9 protein-coding genes are annotated in these 19,750 nt (G+C 49.9%); 6 read left to right on the top strand and 3 right to left on the bottom strand.

Annotated features, from left to right (window positions below):
- Positions 1-35: 35 nt before the first annotated feature.
- On the top strand, positions 36-809 hold the full coding sequence (locus ACXYMU_RS19980) for a sugar phosphate nucleotidyltransferase (RefSeq protein ID WP_458988195.1): 774 nt from the start codon (positions 36-38) through the stop codon (positions 807-809).
- An 11-nt stretch (positions 810-820) separates the two neighbouring features.
- Positions 821-2,032: a glycosyltransferase family 4 protein gene (locus ACXYMU_RS19975; RefSeq protein WP_458988194.1), complete on the top strand. Its 1,212-nt coding sequence runs from the start codon at positions 821-823 to the stop codon at positions 2,030-2,032.
- 108 nt (positions 2,033-2,140) lie between these two features.
- Here ACXYMU_RS19975 and ACXYMU_RS19970 read toward each other — a convergent pair whose 3' ends face one another.
- The 3 genes from ACXYMU_RS19970 to ACXYMU_RS19960 all read right to left on the bottom strand — a co-directional run bounded on the left by ACXYMU_RS19970 (position 2,141) and on the right by ACXYMU_RS19960 (position 6,071).
- Entirely contained in the window at positions 2,141-3,394 is a 1,254-nt protein-coding gene (locus ACXYMU_RS19970) for a glycosyltransferase family 61 protein (protein WP_458988193.1), read from the bottom strand.
- 55 nt (positions 3,395-3,449) lie between these two features.
- Entirely contained in the window at positions 3,450-4,517 is a 1,068-nt protein-coding gene (locus ACXYMU_RS19965; protein ID WP_458988192.1) for an alginate O-acetyltransferase AlgX-related protein, read from the bottom strand.
- A gap of 78 nt (positions 4,518-4,595) precedes the next feature.
- Positions 4,596-6,071: an MBOAT family O-acyltransferase gene (locus ACXYMU_RS19960; RefSeq protein ID WP_458988191.1), complete on the bottom strand. Its 1,476-nt coding sequence runs from the start codon at positions 6,069-6,071 to the stop codon at positions 4,596-4,598.
- 337 nt (positions 6,072-6,408) lie between these two features.
- On the opposite strand from ACXYMU_RS19960, the gene ACXYMU_RS19955 reads away from it, so the two are divergent.
- The 4 genes from ACXYMU_RS19955 (at position 6,409) to ACXYMU_RS19940 (ending at position 18,899) form a co-directional block, all read left to right on the top strand.
- Positions 6,409-11,475: an Ig-like domain-containing protein gene (locus tag ACXYMU_RS19955; protein WP_458988190.1), complete on the top strand. Its 5,067-nt coding sequence runs from the start codon at positions 6,409-6,411 to the stop codon at positions 11,473-11,475.
- Between the two features lie 6 nt (positions 11,476-11,481).
- Entirely contained in the window at positions 11,482-12,468 is a 987-nt protein-coding gene (locus ACXYMU_RS19950; protein ID WP_458988189.1) for a PorP/SprF family type IX secretion system membrane protein, read from the top strand.
- 325 nt (positions 12,469-12,793) lie between these two features.
- A complete protein-coding gene (locus ACXYMU_RS19945) occupies positions 12,794-15,103 on the top strand; it encodes a LamG-like jellyroll fold domain-containing protein (RefSeq protein WP_458988188.1) in 2,310 nt (769 codons plus the stop codon).
- A 235-nt stretch (positions 15,104-15,338) separates the two neighbouring features.
- The gene (locus ACXYMU_RS19940; protein ID WP_458988187.1) at positions 15,339-18,899 is read left to right on the top strand and encodes a PQQ-dependent sugar dehydrogenase; all 3,561 of its coding nucleotides are present in this window, start codon (positions 15,339-15,341) and stop codon (positions 18,897-18,899) included.
- The last annotated feature ends 851 nt before the right edge of the window (positions 18,900-19,750 follow it).

Below are 19,750 nucleotides of genomic sequence, written 5' to 3'. Positions count from 1 at the left end.
CTAAAGCAGCAGCTAGGCCATTTATAAGGAACAAGATGGACATTGTAGGATTAGTGCCTGCCGCTGGCTTTGGGAACAGGTTGTCTCCGCTACCGTGCAGCAAAGAGCTTTTCCCGATAGGGTTTGCCGCGAATGCTGATAATGGCGAGCCGCACCCTAAAGTGGTTTCGCAATACCTGTTAGAGCAAATGCAGCAGGCCGGTGCCCATAAAGCATACTTCGTCCTGCGCAAAGGCAAATGGGACATCCCGGCGTATTATGGCGATGGCAATCAGCTGAAACTCCCATTGGCTTATCTCCTGATGCGCTACCCTTATGGGTTTCCGTTCTCGATTGACCAGGCATACCCCTTCACATCACAAAATACCATTCTTTTTGGCTTCCCGGATATACTGATTGAGCCTAATGACGCTTATGGTCAACTGCTTGACAGGCAGGTAGAAACAGGGGCCGATCTTGTGTTGGGGTGCTACAGGGTAAGTGACACTGCAAAATGGGACATGGTTAAGTTTAAGGAAGGGGGTGTGGTGGAACGCGTTGTACATAAACCACTTAGCTCCGGCCTGCAGTATAATTGGGTGATAGCCTGCTGGGGGCCGGTTTTTACTGAATTTATGCACCAACATCTGCAGCAGATCCTTCCAGAGTTTGAATCCAATAAAAATTGGACAGAAGTTAGCCTCGGGGAAATAATAAATGCGGCAATAGGCAACGGGCTATATGTAGAAAGCGTATGCTTTAAAAAAGGAAATTGCACAGATGTCGGTACACCTGTCGATTTAAGAAATGCCATCAGAAAACTAACTTGATTGTACTCCTCATGAGGATCTTAATTATACATAACCATTATAAGCAGGTAGGAGGAGAAGACACTGTTTTCTATGCCGAATCGGCTCTACTCGAAGAATACGGCCATACTGTCGATAAACTAAGTTTTTCAAACAGGGAGGTTAATTCATTCTATGACAATGTAAAAGCGGCAGTTGGACTGGTTTATAACTTTAACAGTGCTCATATTGTAGAGGAAAAGATAGAAAGCTTCAGGCCGGAGGTGATTCATGTGCACAACTTTTTCCCACTTATTTCGCCATCCGTTTTCTATGTAGCCAAAAAATACGGAGTGCCCATTGTGATGACATTGCACAATTACAGGCTTATATGCCCAAGCTCCTATCTTTTCTATGATGGAAAGTCGCGCAAAGACAATGTGCACAAGATCTTTCCGCTGAAAGCGATAAAAGACAAAGCTTACCGCGACTCAACCCTCGAAACAGCAGCTGTAGTGTTAACTACCGGACTGCACAAACTGCTAGGCACCTGGCAAAGCAAAGTAGACTCCTTCATCACACTCACCCAAGGGGCTGCTAACTTGTTTTTGGATTCCTCTCTAAAGCTGAAGCCATCGCAGGTAACTGTAAAGCCTAACTTTACTGCCGACTTAGGAGTTGGTCATAAAGAAAGAGGGAACTATTTTCTGTATGTCGGAAGGCTTTCTCCGGAAAAGGGGATTCATACCCTACTCAAGGCACACGCAAAGTATAACTTCAAGCTCAAAATAGTAGGGGATGGAACCCTGCGCGATGAGGTAGTGGCACATGCCCGCAAATACCCCAGCCTGGAGTATTTGGGTTATCAGGACCGTGATCGGGTGATCTTTGAGTTAAAGGGCGCGAAAGCCGTTATATTTCCATCAGAATGGCTTGAGATGTTTGGAATGACAATCATAGAGGCTTTCTCTACTGCAACGCCCGTAATCGCTTCTAAAATAGGGGGAGGAGAGTATCTGGTGACAGATGGGTATAACGGTTTACATTATGAACCAGGTAATGCCGATCAGCTAGTGCAACAAGTGAGAGCTTTAGAGGAAGACCCGGAATATGCTGATGCTTTAGGGCGTAGTGCCCGTAAAAAGTATGAGGAAAGCTATACCCCAGAAGCAAATTACGAGATGCTATTGCAGATTTACGAAGACGTGACAGGCAAAAAGAAAAAGTACCAGCCTGTGGTCGCACCAGTGCCTGTAAGTGTATAGCAAGAGTTAAAATGGCTTGATCAATTCAGTTGAATGATAACTGCTACTAACAAAAGAGGCCCGGGATATAGATCCCGGGCCTCTTTTGTTAGTATGATTCCAATCTGGTTAAGCAACCTTTACTTTTTCAGTTGCCGTCGAGTTATGCTGCTGCTTATCGCTTTCTATCTCGTGCAGGATCTCCAGTACCTTGCTTGTTTCAACCATCAGGTGTTCCCGTTGTCCCTGGCCGGCGTCACTTACACGGCGCCTGTTCTTGCAAATAATATACCTGTAATTAAGCCCGATTTTTGCGGCAATGTCATAAAACGGCTCCACCACAAATCCCTCGTTGAATATCTCAACCATGGTAGTGCCAGGTTTGCAGAAGAACATGTTGATCAACCCGGCGCCGGTAGCACCCATCACGGTATCTGCTGATGAGAAAAGCTTAATCTTTTCTTTGATACTCAGCTTACTGGACACAACAGACTCGAACCCATACATACTAAGCTCGTCCAGCAACTCACTTTCGTTAAGGACATTTCGGATACTCGAATCAGAGCGACTCACATAAAGATTCCGGGAGGTTTCAGGCAAGCTGCCTTCAGTATCGGCATACGGCAGAAAAGACTCTTGGATGTAATCGCAGAGCCACTGGGGCACAAGCGTATGGTTACCGCGGGGAGCAGTAGAGGCGATCACACAGTCTGCTTCCACATGGGCGTGTTCTTCTCCACTGATGATTTTCTCTGATGGTATCCCCAAGAGTTCCAGTGTTTCTGTTTGGTAGCTATACCGAATGCCGGGCACATAAAACCAATCCACCGTATCATACAGGCCGCACTGCTTTAGCAGATGAAGACGGGGCAGTACATCTATAAACCAATGCCCGATGTTGTTTACACCGGCGCCCCCCGTCAGCATAGAGAATACCGTGCCCTTGAACCGGGTTGGGGCGGTAAAAAAACGTTGCTCAAATATATTGTTGATGTCCGGCTCCGTTACTTTCCCGTTCCGCAGGCTCAACGACACATTTTCAATCAGGCGGTTATACTGTGTGACCACGGCAACGCTCGACTCATTATCGGTATAGATACGGCCGTTAGGAACTTCTACCACAATATAGTTCGTCTGCACCTCCTTTTTAGGTTTCCAGTACTCCGAGCAGGCTTCATACAGGTCATCCGAAATTTCCAGTTTTGTAACGTAATCCTTGTAAACAGTGTGTAACCGGAACTCTCGAGGGTTATTTGCAGCGGTATCTGCCAGGTTGATGCGGCAAATATCAGCTGGGCGATACTGTGAATTGAACGGTATGATTCGGCCCAGTATCTTCTTCATCCTGCGCTTGCCTTTATCGTAATAAGTTGTGATTTTCATGGGCTGTATGAGCTGATGCTTCTTCAGGTCTATTCTTCTGCTATATGAGGAAGAATTATTGTTCAGTGTTGTAATTTACTAGGTTTTTATTGGTTTTAAGCAATGGATTACCTTCGCTTTGTGCTAGGTTTACGTATTTTGTGACTAATTGTGCAGCAATTTTTACTGCTATACTGTTCCAATGCGCGTCATCTACCGGATACAAGGATACTTTTTTTTCTTGGTAGATACTATCAAAAGGTGCCTGGGTGTCTATGTAGGCCACGCCTCTTTCCTCTAACATTTCCATTAACCTAGGTAAAAAATTTGGTTTTTTCTTCGATGGAAGTAATTGATAGTAAATATTTTCCTTGTTAGGTATCGGGAGAAACACGAATTCAATTCCGCGTTCGGCCAACACATCCCGGTATCCCGCAAGGACATTAGCGATCTGCTCAATTTCTGCTTCACTGAAGTCACGGTTCGCAAGTTCTCCCTCTATAAAGAACTCGTTATTGTAAGCGATGTATTCCCTGCGACCACTCGCACGCTCTAAGTTTGCCAGGGTATAGTGGTAAAGGCCCAACTTGGATATTCGGTCTGCTGTTACGGCCAGGGAAGTAAGCAAAGAAGAAGAGTTGATGAGGTTGCCAGTGAAATTACGGATTTTAGAACCGATGCCGTTCTCGCCGACAGCAGGTAGTTGCGGTATCCGGCGTTCGATGCTGGAGACGATCACCAGCTTTGGAGGATCGGTCTCGAAGCGGTCAGTGGCCAGGAAACGGTTGACAGTGGCAGGCGCAAAGGAATAAACGCTGGTCCCTAACTGGTGTTCTAATACCTCGGCCAATGTCTCATCCTGCGATAACTTAGCGCCTGTGATGTTTGAGTCTCCAATCAGGAGCACCTCGTGCCCTGTGTCGGTATTCCGGTATCCATATTCATCAGTGCGCCATTCTACCAGCCGCTTGGTGGCATAGGGTGTTCGGGGAGCCAGTTCTCCTTCTTCTTCCATCTGCAGGTGCATGTTCGGGTAAAACGGGCCAGACATCACGCGCATGGTGTTAACAGAGATAGTTTCCCAGATCCTGAACGTGAAGAAATTCATGGGCAGCAGAAACACCTCAATCAAAGGCCAGACCATAAATGGCAGGACTAAGAGCAAGAGTCTCAGCAACAATTTCCTTACGCCTTTTCTATTTTGCATTATCCTCTCTTAACCTTAAAACTGAAAGTAGATAAACTCTTGGTTGCCAAACTGTCCGAACAAGAGCACAACCACAATTGCTGCATAATAAATCCCCCATCGCAACCAAACCGGGCGTTGTGTCAGTAGGGCTGTTACGCTGCCATTGCGCTGGATGAGATGCACCAGCTCCATGATGGCCACGGCCAGCACAGATACCAGGAATACTTTAACGCCCTGATTCATAAACACATCGTGGGCTAGGTCCAGTGAAAAGAGTTGCCCTGGGTTAGCTAACGCATTAAAAGACTGACGCACTATAAAAAAAGCGTCAGTAATTGTGTTGGCTCTAAAGAACATCCATGAAAAACAAACCAGAAAGAATATGGTCAGTACCTGAACCCACTTGTAAAGCAGGGGGTGGTTGGTTAGCCCTACCTTATGTACAAAGCTGTTTCGCTGCTGCTTGGTCAGGATGCCAAACACCTGGTAAATGCCATGCAAGGCACCCCAGATCACAAAGGTCCAGCTGGCTCCGTGCCAAAGCCCACTTACCATAAAAACGATGAAAAGGTTGTAGTACCAACGCCACTTCACTACCCGGTTGCCACCCAGTGGAATGTAAAGGTAATCGCGGAACCAGGTCGAGAGCGAGATGTGCCAGCGCCCCCAGAACTCTGAGATGGTTTTAGCAAAATAAGGGCTCCTGAAATTTTCCATCAGGTTAAAACCCATGATCCTGGCCGCCCCGATCGCGATATCCGAATACCCTGAGAAGTCGCAGTAAATCTGAAAAGCGAAGAATATGGTGGCGATGATAAAGGAGAAGCCCTGAAAATCACCGGGGTTGTTGTATACCTCATTCACCATCAGGGCCAGGTTGTCAGCAATCATGATCTTCTTGAAAAAGCCCCAGGCCATACGGCGAAGCCCTGCCACAATGCGGTCATAATCGAACTGGTGAGGCTTGTGGAGTTGGCTCAACAGGTTTCCGGCACGCTCGATCGGGCCGGCAACCAGCTGCGGGAAGAAGGTAACGAACAAGGCAAAGATGCCCAAGTGTCTTTCAGGTTTAATACGGCCATGGTATACATCGATGCTGTAGCTCATGGTTTGGAAAGTGTAGAACGAGATACCCATGGGCAGCAACAACTCGAAAGCAGGCATGGCATAAGGTACGTTCAGGGATGCGGCCAGCTCGCGGGCACTGTCGTTAAAGAAGTTGTAGTACTTAAACAGGAGCAGAATGCCCAGGTTGGAAGCAAGGCTGAGGTATAGCCAGGGTTTCCGCTTGTGCTGCTCTTCATCAGTATAGTTGCCCATGGCGCGGCCGCAGAAATAATCTACCAGTGTAGAAACAACCAGGATGATGGCGTAGGCAGGCTTCCAGGACATGTAAAAGTAGTAACTCGCCAAAAGCAGGAGGAGCCAGCGCCTGTTTGGGGGAGTTAAAAAGTACAGGATAACTACTATCGGGAAGAAAATGAAAAATTCAATCGAGTTGAAGAGCATACATTCTCCAGATTAAAAGGGTGAACTATAATCCAGTAAGCCTGAAACCATCTGCTGTACTATATAAGGTCACTGGGCCTGATGGCGTGGGTTTGGGTGCAAAAATATATAACCTATTATATAGAAGTTGGGCCAAAAGGTTGTGCCATTCACCATATATTTTTCGAAATAAACAGAAAACACTATGTATGGTGCGGAATCAGCCGTAAAGCGGGGATTTGGCTTAGTCAGAAGATAAATCAAAAAGAGAGAGAAACAATGCAAATTAAAGCAACCTAGGTATAGCAAAACCGTTATATAGGGTGCCTAATTAAACGCTTAATCACCCAAGATTTCTATGCCCTTTTACATGTACCTGCGCCAGGCACTTTTTATTGTCCTGTTCTCAATTTATTGCGTGGGGGCTTCAGCACTGCCACGCAGTGAAAAAAGCAGCGCTGTTGCCTTTGCACTGGAAACTCCTGCTGCTACCGCAAAGCCATCTTTGGTTGGCGCTATCAGCATTAGCTGGCAACCTGTGGGTGGGGCCACCGCTTACGAAGTAGAGCGCTCCCTAACCGGCAACCCAGGCACTTTCAGCCCTTTGCAGACGGTGCAGGCACCTGCCACCCGTTACAGGCATACCGGTTTATTCCATAACCAAAAGGTGTACTACCGGGTGCGGGCAATTAGCGCCAGCCAAAACTCGCCCTACAGCGCAACAGTCAGCGCCACTACGCACGCGCAGAGCCATACCTATACCATCATGCCATTAGGCGACTCCAACACGGAGGGTGGAGCAGGAAATTACTCGACTACTCAGAAAGCCGCTTACCGCGATAAACTGGAAGAATGGCTACAGCAAAAAAGCATCAGGTTCGACTTTGTGGGAAGCGAGCAGTCGGGGAGTGAGCTGGTGCAAGACGTGGACCATGCCGGCTTTGGAGGCGCCCGGAATTCTGACCTGGTTACGATCCTGAAGCAGGGATACTATTTCAGATGGTATGACAACGTGCGGTTTGGGTTAGACAAAGAGGCAAATTACCTGGCTACCTTCTCCCCGGATATTATACTATTGCACTCCGGCACAAACGACATCAGCAACGACGGGGTAGACAACTCCCAGAAAACAGTTGAAGACCTGGCCAACATCCTGAACGAGGTGGATAAGTACGAGCAAAGCACGAACAAAGAAGTGCTCGTGATTGTAGCCAAAATCATTAAAACGGTTTGCACCGCCACTGATTGTTATCGGGGCCCTGACAATACTAAGAACGACATCATTGACAGGTACAATGCGAAGATTGAGACGCTTGTAAGCAGCAGAATACAGAACGGGGATATGTTGCGCCTGGTTGATATGGCAGACGCCGGCATCGTTTACCAGTTCACCGACAATGGCGGCGATATGGCTGACCGGCTTCACCCCGCACAGAAAGGCTATGATAAGATGGCACCCGTATGGTACAAGGCACTTGACGGATTCCTGAACATTACACCGCAAGCCCCTGATACGCAGGCTCCGGATTCCCGGATAACCAGCAAGCCTTCCGCTTTCTCCAACAGCAGCACAGCTACCTTTGGGTTCGAAAGCGATGAAAGTAACGTCACCTACCAGGTGAGCATGGATGGAGGCGCTTACGTTGCGGCTACAAACCCATATGCCGTGAATGGACTGGCTGACGGAGAGCATACACTGCAGGTGCGGGCAATGGATGCGAGCGGTAATATAGACCCAAGCCCGGCTAGTTATACCTGGGTGGTTGATACCAAGGCTCCGGCGCCACCTGTGGTGATCGCACCTGACAATGGGGCCTTCCTGGCAACTGACAAGCCCACGTTTTCTGGTACTTCAGAAGCTGGTAGTACGGTAGCGGTAACAGTAGACGCTGCTGTAATAGGCACTGTGCTGGCTGCTACAGATGGAAAATGGACGTTCACACCTGCTTCAGGGCTTGCAGACGGCAAACACAATGTGTCGGCGAAGGCAACTGACGCTGCCGGCAACGTTAGCCAGGCCAGCAACAACAATACCTTTCAGGTGGACGCTACCACTCCGGATACCAAAATCGTGTCGGCACCGGCTCTGATGAGCAACAGCAAGTCCGCTGCCTTTACCCTGGAGAGCAACCGCCAAGACGTAACTTTTGAGGCAAGCTTAGACGGAGCACCATATACTACTGTATCAAACCCTCTCAACCTGAGTAACCTTTCGGAGGGCAGCCATACCCTGCAGGTAAGAGCTAAAAACCAGGCAGGAACCGTCGATCCGACTCCAGCCTCCCATACTTGGACCGTTGATACACAGCCGCCTGCAGCGCCGGTTGTTTCTAAGCCGACCGAAGGGCAGTTATTGAACACGAACAAACCGACTTTTTCAGGAACTGCCGAGGCCGGAAGCACAGTAATGCTTATGATCGACGGAAAACAGGCAGGTACTGTCGCGGCGGCTTCTGACGGAAGCTGGAGCCTGGTGCCCACCAGTGCCCTGCCAGAAGGGGCACAACAGGCAACCGTTCAGGCTGCCGATGCCGCCGGAAACACCAGCAATGTTAGCAACCTGCGTTTTACCATCGACACCATCGCGCCTGAAACGCAAATAGCAGAAGCACCCGTGGCCCATAGTAATAGCCCGGAAGCTAAGTTCAGGTTTAGCAGCAACGAAACCAATGTGATGTTTTGGGTAAGCTTAGATGGGGCAGCCTATGCACAGGTAGCCAATCCTTATACTGTATCCGGCCTGGCTGAAGGGGCGCACACGCTAAACGTGCGAGCGGTAGATGCGGCAGGCAACACCGATGCATCTCCGGCTACGCACCGCTGGGACGTAGACACCAAGGCACCGGAAGCTCCCTTGTTTGTGAGCATAACAGAAGACAGAGGGCCTTTTAACAACGACCAGGTTACGGCAGACAATACGCTCCTGCTGCTTGGCAAGGCGGAGGCAAACGCTGCGGTGAGCATCTCAGAAAACGGCAAAGCGCTGGGGACAACCATGGTTAACGCCCAGGGAAACTGGACTTTTAATTACGAAGCAACCGCATTACAGCAGGGGACTCACCAATTTAAGGCGACAGCCACGGATGCTGCAGGCAACACCAGTACGGGCAGCCTTGACTTCACGGTTACTATTGATCTGACTGCCCCTGAGATTTCGCTGACCAACACGGCTGGATTCCCGGTTAATGGGCCGTTTACCCTGGATATCAAATTTTCAGAGGACGTTTACGGGCTCACAGCAAATGATTTTAGCGTAGTGAACGCTACGTTCAGCAACTTGCAGGCAACTGATAAAAGCACTTACAAAGCCACAATTAGCCCGGCAGCTGACGGCAAAGTGCAGGTTCAGTTGCCAGCAGGTAAGGTGATGGATTTAGCAGGGAACTTGAGCAGGGCATCGAACCAGTTGGAAGCGGAGTATGACGCTACGCGCCCTCGCCTGACACTCAGCACCAATGCTCCAGAGTTTGTGAAAGCTCCCTTCGAGGTTAAGTTTACTTTCAGCGAAGGCGTCACTGGTTTCGATGCTGCTGATATACAGCTCACAAATGCTGATGTCAGTAATTTCAGCATGTTGACTGAAAGCGTTTATACCGCGTACATCAGCCCCAAAAACGATGGGATGGTGCGTGTACAGGTAGCCATGGACAAAGCATTTGACCAGGCGAAAAACGGGAACATGGCTTCTAACATCCTCGAGAAGAAGTATGATGTGCAGCGCCCAACCCTGACGTTAACCACCACTGCGCCAGATCCAACTAATGCGCCCTATACCGTAACGCTGCGTTTCAGCGAGGTTGTGCAGGCGTTCGCACCAGCAGATTTAAGCCTGACAAACGCTACGGTTTCGCAGTTTAAGAAAGTGGATGACCAAACCTATACCTTCCTGATCACACCGAAAGCGGCAGGTGAAGTTACTGTGTCCCTGGCGGAGAATGCGGTGAAGGACTTAGCTGCCAACGGAAATGAGGCCTCGGCTGTGTTAGCACGGTTGTACGACGCCGACCGCCCGGCAATTACCTTAACAACTGCCTCGCCAGCCCTGACCAATGTTCCCTTTAGCGTCAGCTTTAGCTTAAGCGAGCCTGTTTCAGGGTTTGAGGTAGCCGATATAACCGCCGGCAATGCAGTTGCGGAAAACTTCCGGAAAGTGTCAGACCTGGAATATAAGGTCACCATCAGACCTGCCAAAGATGGTAAAGTGACGGTGGCAGTGGCCGCAGATAAAATGCTGGATGCGGCCTTGAATGGCAACACCGCCTCTAATAGCCTGGAGATAACCTACGATGCGACTGGGCCTGCGGGCTATGCTGTTGCGTTTGGAGTGGAAAAAGTAGATATCACGAACCAGGACAAGGTGAGTGTGCAAGTCAGCAGCGCTGAGCTTAATGCCACGTATGCTTACCGTATTAGGAGCAGCAATGGCGGGGAGGAGATAACCGGCACAGCCCGCGTAGAAACCACTACCTTCACCATTACCAACCTCAACCTGACGCCTTTGCCTGATGGCATGCTGACCGTGAGTTTATACCTGACCGATGCTGCCGGCAACAAAGGGTCGGAAGTGACAGCCCAGGTGAAGAAACTAACCCGGAACGTTGAAGCCGTACAGGAGCTGACCCTCATAAAAGTACCCTTCAAAACACCCTTTGAAAGCCTGCCGCTCCCGAAAAAAGTGCGCGTAACGTATGCCAACGGGGAGGTGGAGCTGCTGGATGTTGATTGGCAAAAAGGGGCTTACAATAATTCAGCGCCTGGTACCTATTCCCTGCAGGGAGTGCTGCAACTAAAGGAAAATTCGTCGAATATCCATCAGAAGACAGCCGCCATACTCGTGGAGGTGGCACCGAATCAGCCACCAACGGCCCTTATGCTCAGTAAGAACACGTTCCGCCCTGACATTGCTTCTCATGAGGGCATCGGCACTTTTACGACCACCGACCCGGATGATGACCAGTTTGAATACACATTGGTAGCCGGTGAGGGGGACACCCACAACGAACTGTTTGAAATCAGCAATGGCAACGAACTTAGGTTAATCTCAAACCAGGGGTTGTCGGGTATATCGACGTTCACGATCCGGGCGCGCAGCACCGATCCGTTCCAGAACAGCATAGAGCAGACCTTTACGTTAACCAAAACGCTCTATCAGCCTACAGATAAACTGAAGCTGGTAAACGCCTTCTCACCGGACGGTGACGGTATAAATGACACTTGGACGGTGCCCGAACTGCGCTATTACAACGACATAGAGGTAACAGTATTTGATAGAGCAGGTGTGCGCGTGTTCCATACCCGTAACCCGGAGGAAGGCTGGGACGGGCGAGCCAAGGGAGGGCGTATTCTGCCGGGCTCATACTTTTACATCATCCAGATCAAGGACATTGCTATGGTGCAAAAGGGTGTGGTAACTGTGCTTAACTAGTAGAAAATGAAAAGACTTTTAATAGCCTTCGGCTTTATGCTATCTTTTTTGAGCGTACAGGCACAAGGGCGCAAGCAATTTGCAAATTTCACGCAGTACAAGATGTACTACAACCCGTCGCTTACTGGCGTGGATGGAGCAGTAGTGCGTACCCTTTACCGTAACCAGTGGACTGGCTTTGAGGACGCTCCCAAAACCTTGCTGGCCACTGCCGAACTGGACCTGAGCATGTTTCGAGCCAATAACCATGCTTACCGCTTTAATGGCAAAAGCGACAGGAATGGCATGGGTGCGAAACATGCGCTAGGGCTGGTGCTGCTGCATGATCAGTTTGGGCCTTCCATAGAAACCCAGCTGGCTTTGAATTATGGATCTGCTGTCAGGCTATCGGAGCAGCTGAGCCTGCGGTGGGGAACAGCCCTGGCTTACCGGTTGCAACGGCTGGATGGCAACAGCCTGACCCTGGATCAGGAAAATGACCCAAGATACCTTAGCGTGCTGGAAGGCAATAACAGCAACGGCACCCTGGACTTAAACCTTGGCATTTCATTGGTAGCAGCCCGGTTTTATGTTGGGTATGCGATGCAGGATGTAACCGCCGGCAGGGTTATATCGAGTGGGGATGATTTCCTGAACGATTTCTATACCCGGAAACACATGCTGCAGGCCGGATACCGCACCAACCTCAGCTATGAATGGGGCGTGACCGTGAATGGCCTGTACCAGTATGATAACAGACTGAAATCTACGTTAGAGGGGCAACTCAAAGTAGCTTACCAGAACACGCTATGGGCAGGTGCGGGCTACCGGAAGGAGGAAGCCTATCATGTGGCAGCAGGCTTGAACCTGGAGAAGTTTACCCTAAGCTATGCCTACGAAACGCCAATCCAGGATGCCCGGTCTATCAGCAAACCTACCAACGAGATAGCGCTGGGGTATAAACTGATGCAATCGCAAAACCGGAAGCAGTTGAAGCAACCACTCTTCTGGTAACCGCCAGAAGGGGTATAAGCTGCCAGATGAGGACGCGTTTTCAGAGGAGGCTACTGAGTGGTTTTTGTGCAATAACTAACCTGTGGTTGTGTCTGTAGAAGTCTGTTAATCAGTGTTATGAATGGTAGGGTTCATTCCATATCACTGCATTTGAATATTATGTTGGAACCTGGCGCCCGAATCAGCGTACTCAAAACCTATGATGCGTCCTGCCAACACAGGCTGCTCCATGGAATCACCTCAACAAGCACACCCAATTGACATCGCGTGCTGAGGAACGTTTTGAAGCTGGTACATCATCCTTACCTTACTTTAGCAGCAGCTCATGAACCCTATATCAACTTCCTGTACACCTTTTCCGCTGAAGCGAACAAGTGCACAGGTTTTTGTATACCCTCTCTACCTTGCGATAGTAGCTTTTGCTTTCCTGCTGTTTTCTGCCACTACTGGTTTGGCGCAGAATACTGTAGCGGGTTGCCCTGACGGCTTGGTGCATTATTTTGGATTGGACGAAACCACCTCAGGCGCCTATACCGATTATGCCTCGGCATCTGTAGCTACCTGCACCACGTGCCCCGCCACCACAGCGGGCTTGTTTGCAGGAGCACAGCAGTTTGAGGGAAAGAGCAAGGGCATCGAGCTAAGTGATAACAGCCACTTTGAATGGGGCCCGAATAGCAGTTTCACAATCGAGCTCTGGATGAAGTCGAGTGGAACCGCGTCTGATAACCAGGTGATTGTCGGTCGGAAAGGTGCCGAGTCCGCCATGCAGTGGTGGCTGGGCATTAACAAAAACGGCAACCCCGAATACGCCATGTATGACCGCACCAACACGGGCTTTAGCACAGTAGGGGAGAAAACCAGGATCAACGACGGCAAGTGGCATCACCTGGTTGTGGTTCGCGACGGTCGGCTCAGGCTAAACAAGCTGTACGTGGACGGTTATACCGTTGGCAATTACCAGTATGATTACAAAGCTAACTTCGAGAGTGTTTCACCGGTCACCATCGGTTTTCTGGACCTCAACAAAGGGTATGGCTACAAGGGCGCATTAGATGAACTGATGGTATATAACAGAGCGCTGGAAGAGCAGGAAGTACGCAGCCGGTACAACGCCGGCGCTGGCGCCTATTGCGGACCTCAACTCGTAAAGCCAAGCATCATGTCTGAGCCTGTAACACATGGTGTCGTGGGCCAAGCCTATACCTATGCCGTGAAAGCCACGGGAAAACCCGCGCCTGGCTTTCAATTACTGGAAGCACCGGCAGGTATGGTTATGAACGCCACTACCGGGGAAGTAACCTGGACGCCCAATGCAGAGGGTGATTTTGATGTGACCCTGAAGGCCGCCAACAGCAGTGGCGAGGACAAGCAGAGCTATACCATAAAAGTTAAAAGAAGCCTGGGCGAGAAGGCCGGCATGTTACACCACTGGATGCTGCACGAAATCACTGGCACCCGTTACCGCGATTTTTATACCCCCTACGATGCCCTGGCCACCAAAACCGATGCTAGACCGCGGCCAGTTGCCGGTGCTGTATCCGGAGGGCAGGAGTTCGACGGTGTGGATGACGGTCTGGATGTAGCGGAAAGCTATAACTTCGATTGGCAGGCAGGTGAAAACTTCAGCATCGAACTGTGGTTGCGCACAGAGGCAACGCAAAATGGCAACCGCGTGCTGATTGGGCGCGATGGGAAAGACTCAGAGGTGCACTGGTGGATAGGGCTGGATGCAAATGGGCGTGCCGGGTTTCAGCTATTGGATATTAACTGGCAGGGGGTATTCACCGGCGAGAGCGGACCAGCCCTGAATGACGGCGGCTGGCACCAGGTAGTGGCGGTCCGTACCGGCGACAGGAACCTGACGGAGCTCTACGTGGATGGCATAAGAGTAGCCCAAAAGAGCCACGCCTACACAGCAGCCTTTGATAGCAAAAGCCCTGTGAATATTGGGTATCTGAATGACGGGGATGGCTATCATTACAAGGGTGTGCTGGACGAAGTGAAGCTTTTTGGTCGCGCTTTGTCCTCTGCCGAAGTAAAGGAGCGTTATGCTTTGGTATACAACGCCATAACAGAGTTGATTAGCTTTAAAGGCACTTATAATGCGGGCGCTGTGATGCTGACCTGGGAAACTGCTGTAGAAGCCAACGTCACAAACTTTGAGGTAGAACGGGCGCCTGATACAGAGAATTTTGAGACGATCGGGTCCGTGGACGCTGCCGGGAATACAAACAACCGCACTGCCTATTCTTTTAACGATGTGGCTCCATTGCCGAAGGGATATTACCGCTTGAAAATCAACAATGGGAACGGCACCCATACCTATTCCAATATCATCTACATCGAGACCGGGGGCTTTACGGCAACCTACTTTATACTTTACCCAAACCCCGTAAACGTTAAGCAGGAGCTGAGGGCTGAGCTCTCGAACCTGCCTCCCAACGAAGCAGTCACTTTCTTCCTGGCCGACCTGGCCGGCCGTCGGCTTTTGGAACAGGAACTGACAGTGGATGAATTTGGCGAGTTAAGATTTGTCATACCGCTCCGGGAGCAATACAATTCGGGTATTTATACGGTGGGTGTTATTTCCAGCAAGCGCATGGTGGCGCGCAAACTCCTGTTGCAACGATAAATCCATTTTGCAGCTAATCAACAGATAAACATGCCTTTCTGAGTCAATAAAAACCTTTCATATTTAATTCAGAACTATACACATCCTGCGCCGTAACAGTACAAAAAAATCCAAGAGCCTTCTCTTTGACTGTACAACTGCGCTATGCTCGCTTTGTAAACCAGGGAGGAGGGCTTGCGAGCAACCCTGCATTTATTTTATTGTCTATATATTAATTTTACTATTACATACCCTTATGAAGAATCTTTACAAAGTCAGGAGTCATGCTACTCCGCTTTTAAAGCCTCTCTACAGTCAGATTGCACACAGAATGGTGGCGCCGCTCAAGCATCTTGTCATGCTCTTGGCGTGTATATTGACGGTTGAATTGGCCAATGCCCAGCCTGCTGGGTTTGTGCAAGAGCAGGTAGGAGATGATTGGGAGGCTGCAGTTGGTCTCACGTTCTCGAAAGATGGCAAACGCATGTTTGTGTGGGAGAAAGCCGGCAAAGTATGGATTGTTGAAAATGGCGAGAAAAAAGCAACTCCGCTAATCGATATAAGTGAAGAGGTAGGAAACTGGGGCGACCATGGCTTGCTTGGTTTTACCCTCGACCCGAACTTCGACACCAATGGCCATATATACCTGCTCTACGTGGTAGACCGGCACCACCTGATGAACTTCGGCAAGGGCACCTACCGCCCAACGGCAAATGAATACAACGCAGCCACGATCGGGCGGGTGACGCGGTACACGGCCAAAGCTTCAGACGGCTTCAGTACAGTAGACACAGGAAGCCGAAAAGTGCTGTTAGGGGAGACCCCTGACACCGGCATCCCGATTCTGTACGTGTCGCATGGTGTTGGCGCGCTTCAATTCGGGGCCGACGGTTCTTTGCTCATTTCCGCCGGAGACGGGGCAACAGCCGGGTGGCTGGATACCGGCTATAACCCCAGTGACCCCAATGATACATTTGTACCCCAGGCGCTTGCGGATGGTATCATAACTCCCAAAAATGACATTGGTGCCTTCCGGGCACAGCAGCTAGAGTCTTTAAACGGTAAAATACTGCGCATTAACCCGGCTACGGGCGCGGGCATGCCGAACAACCCATTCTATGACGCGGCTAATCCACAGTCCCCGAAATCTAAGGTATGGGCACTAGGGCTGCGCAATCCTTTCCGTTTTTCCTTGCGTCCTGGTACGGGAGGCGGCAACCAGCCTGGTGCTATTTATCTGGGCGATGTGGGCTGGCAGGATTGGGAAGAGCTAAACGTGGCCGATAAAGGTGGTATGAACTTCGGCTGGCCTGTTTTTGAGGGCTTGGAGGAACAACGGTATTACTTCCACCGTCAGATCCCGAATACAAGCGCGGTTAATCCGCTGAATGGACAAGGCAACTGTGAGCAGGAATACTTTTACTTCAGAGATCTGATCAAACAGCCAGTGGCAAACGGCGACCCGTACTTCTACAACCCGTGCCGGTTCGAGCAAGCGATACCAGCTGGCTACAATACCTTTACCCATGCCCGGCCCGTGATTGACTGGGTGAACGATATCGTGACGCAAAACGAGGGCGGAGCCAATGTTGTGCCTGAGGCCATTACCCGAACCGGGATATTTGATGGGGAGAAAGCAGCCACCATCAGCATTGGCGCACCAGGGTCGCCGGTAGCAGGCCAGCCTTTTTACGGTAGTTCTGCCACAGGCGGCATCTGGTATACCGGAGAGGCACTTCCGGCCGACTACCGCAACACGTACTTCTTCGGAGACTATGGCGCTGGTACAATACGGGTGGCCACGTTTGATTCCAATAACAAACCAACGGCTATCCGGAACTTCATTGATGATGGCGCAGCAGTGGTGGCGTTTGCCATGAATCCGGCGGACGGCTCGCTCTATTATATCAACTATGCCACCCAGGTCAAGAAGATCACCTATTACGGCGATAACTTACCGCCAACTGCTGTGGCGGAGGCAAATGTGCTATTTGGCAACAGCCCGCTGACGGTTCAGTTCACCGGTAGCAAGTCTTCAGATGCAGAAGGACAAGCGCTTGCCTACCGTTGGGATTTCGGTGATGGTTCTGCCGCTTCTACACAAACTAACCCCTCACACACTTTTACAAGCTCAGAGCTTAGCAAAAAATTTAATGTAACGCTGACGGTAACGGATGCAAAGGGGGCGACGGGCGCGGCAAACCTGACTATTACCCTGAACAACACGCCTCCTGTTGTAAAAATCACCAGCCCTGCGAAAGACACCAAGTACCCGCTTAGCAGCAGAACAACCTATCAGCTTCGGGCTGACGTACAGGACAAGGAGCATAATGCAAGCCAACTGACCTATGAGTGGCAAACAGTAATGCACCACAACACGCACGTGCACCCGGAGCCTGTAGACAACCGCGTAGAGACAAGTACAACCATCACCCCGATAGGTTGCGATGGCGAAACCTACTTCTACCGCATACACCTGAAGGTGACTGACGCTGGCGGGCTTTCAGCTACCGACTTTGTGGACATTTACCCGGATTGCGGTGGCAACACAGTAGCAGCAGTCGCGATAGCCTCTCCGGCCAATAACTCGGTTCATCCTGTCGGTCAGTCAATCGTTTTCAAGCCTTCTTTTGCCGATAATAACCGCACGTGGGCACGAGTAGCGTATTATAATGGTGCAACACTTCTGAGCGAGGTTTCTACTTCACCGTACCACTTTAACTGGCAGGGAGCCGCAGCAGGCACCTATAGCATCACGGCCAAAGCAACCGATGCGGAAGGACATGTTGTAACCTCTGCACCAGTGAATATAGTGGTGGGTAGCGGACAGCAGATCGTGCTGGAAGATTGCTTGCCAGGCCTGGTGCATTATTTCGGGATGGATATAGAAGAAGACGTAGCCGCTCAAAAGGATTTCGCCTCTCCGACCGTGGCTGTGTGCGAAACGTGCCCTGCTGTTACAGAAGGCAAGTTCGGCAAAGCGCTTCGTTTTGATGGAAGCACCACGAAGCTCGACATTCAGGACGGCACGAAATTCAACTGGGATAAAGACGCTAATTTCACCATCTCGTTTTGGATGCGCTCCAGTGCTGCCTTAAATGGAAATGTAGTGATTGTAGGGCGCGACGCAAAAGAATCGCAGGTACACTGGTGGATAGGCATGAATGCAAAAGGCCAGCCCATGTTTATGCTGAAAGACGTCGATCATGTTGGTTTATACATTGGCGAGAAGGGATCGGCGCTGAACGATGGAAACTGGCATAAGGTAGTATCGGTCCGTGATGGCGCTAATAAGAAATCTGCATTATACATTGACGGCGTGAAGTTGGACGAAGCGGATTACTTTTATGTGAAGGGCTTTGGCACCACCGCTCCGATAAATATTGGCTACATGGAGCGAGATGCCGGCTACCATTATAATGGCGATCTGGATGAAGTGAAGCTCTATAACCGTGCTTTGACGCAAGAGGAAATCACAAGCGTGTTTAACAATGGCAGCGGCGTATACTGCGGCAAGTCAGCGCTTGGAATCACTGATAATCATACCTTCAAAGGCAGGTTTGAAGTGTTCCCGAACCCCACTACGTCTGACAGGATGCAGGTAACGCTTTCCGAACTCAAACCAAATGAGCAGGTACAGTTAGTCCTGACAGATATTACCGGAAAAACAATCCTGACAAGGCAGGCAACCGCCCTTTCAGATGGTACACTGCAGACGAGCCTGACCCCTAACAAGGCTGTGGCAGCCGGTATTTATAATCTGCTGATGCTGTCGAGTGAGAGGAAGCTAAACCGAAAAGTAGTGATACTGGATTAGGTTTTCACCTTAAAATAAAAGCACAAGGCCCTGATTCATTATTAGTGAATCAGGGCCTTGTGCTTTTAGGGTATAGTTTTTACGGTTACGGAATAGGGTGTACCCGGACGCTGCGAGGTATGCTTCACTCAATTGCGGTTTGGGGCTAGTGCCATTATTCTTGCTCCTTAATCACCGTTTCATTCCTTGAAGCAGGGCTAGTAGGATTTAGCAGGAACCGTGAAAGAAGTACTGCCATTATGTAATAAAACTCAGTAGAAGGTCGGTGATCCCCATACTTGCATCAACTAAAGTCCTTTCATGAATAATGACTTAACAGCCTCTCTCTTCCCAAAGTGTAAGACCAAATCAAGTCTTGATTCAGCCATAGGAATTTAAGTTACTTTATCCAAAACGAGTTTTAAATCATCTTTCCAGGGGAGATCTACAAAGTCAAGGTAAGAGCTTTGTGCCAGCGAATGAATATCAAACGAACATGAACTGGTTGTGGTGCGAACGCTGTCCTTCCATAAGATTAGAGTTGGCTGATACAGCGTGGCCGTTACAGTCCTTCCAGGTTTTCAGAAATCTCTACAATAGGCGTGGAGCAGGAAATGAGTTATCGGAAAAGGGGATCTAAGAACAGCATCGGGCCAATGAAATTACCCGATTATATTAAGTTGAGCCAAGGGGAATGGTATCCCCCCCTAAAAACAAGAAGGGCCTGCAGCAGCTGCAGGCCCTTCTTGTTGTGGGTATGGATTTGTGCTTTACTGCTTGATGAGCTTGAGGGTGTTGCTCTTGCCCTCGCTGTCGGTGTACTTGAGGATGTATAGTCCCGGGCGCAGGTTGAGCGCCTCCAGGTTCAGCTC

The sequence above is a fragment of the Pontibacter sp. CAU 1760 genome (assembly GCF_054482735.1).
The sequence above is the reverse complement of the archived record's forward strand: the minus strand, read 5'-3'. Positions and strand labels throughout refer to the sequence as shown.

What these genes read in the sequence shown, in the direction of transcription:
- ACXYMU_RS19980 (WP_458988195.1), top strand. Translation starts at nt 36, where the DNA reads ATGGACATTGTAGGATTAGTGCCTGCCGCTGGCTTTGGGAACAGGTTG.
- ACXYMU_RS19975 (WP_458988194.1), top strand. Translation starts at nt 821, where the DNA reads ATGAGGATCTTAATTATACATAACCATTATAAGCAGGTAGGAGGAGAA.
- ACXYMU_RS19970 (WP_458988193.1), bottom strand. Translation starts at nt 3,394, where the DNA reads ATGAAAATCACAACTTATTACGATAAAGGCAAGCGCAGGATGAAGAAG.
- ACXYMU_RS19965 (WP_458988192.1), bottom strand. Translation starts at nt 4,517, where the DNA reads ATGGTCTGGCCTTTGATTGAGGTGTTTCTGCTGCCCATGAATTTCTTC.
- ACXYMU_RS19960 (WP_458988191.1), bottom strand. Translation starts at nt 6,071, where the DNA reads ATGCTCTTCAACTCGATTGAATTTTTCATTTTCTTCCCGATAGTAGTT.
- ACXYMU_RS19955 (WP_458988190.1), top strand. Translation starts at nt 6,409, where the DNA reads ATGCCCTTTTACATGTACCTGCGCCAGGCACTTTTTATTGTCCTGTTC.
- ACXYMU_RS19950 (WP_458988189.1), top strand. Translation starts at nt 11,482, where the DNA reads ATGAAAAGACTTTTAATAGCCTTCGGCTTTATGCTATCTTTTTTGAGC.
- ACXYMU_RS19945 (WP_458988188.1), top strand. Translation starts at nt 12,794, where the DNA reads ATGAACCCTATATCAACTTCCTGTACACCTTTTCCGCTGAAGCGAACA.
- ACXYMU_RS19940 (WP_458988187.1), top strand. Translation starts at nt 15,339, where the DNA reads ATGAAGAATCTTTACAAAGTCAGGAGTCATGCTACTCCGCTTTTAAAG.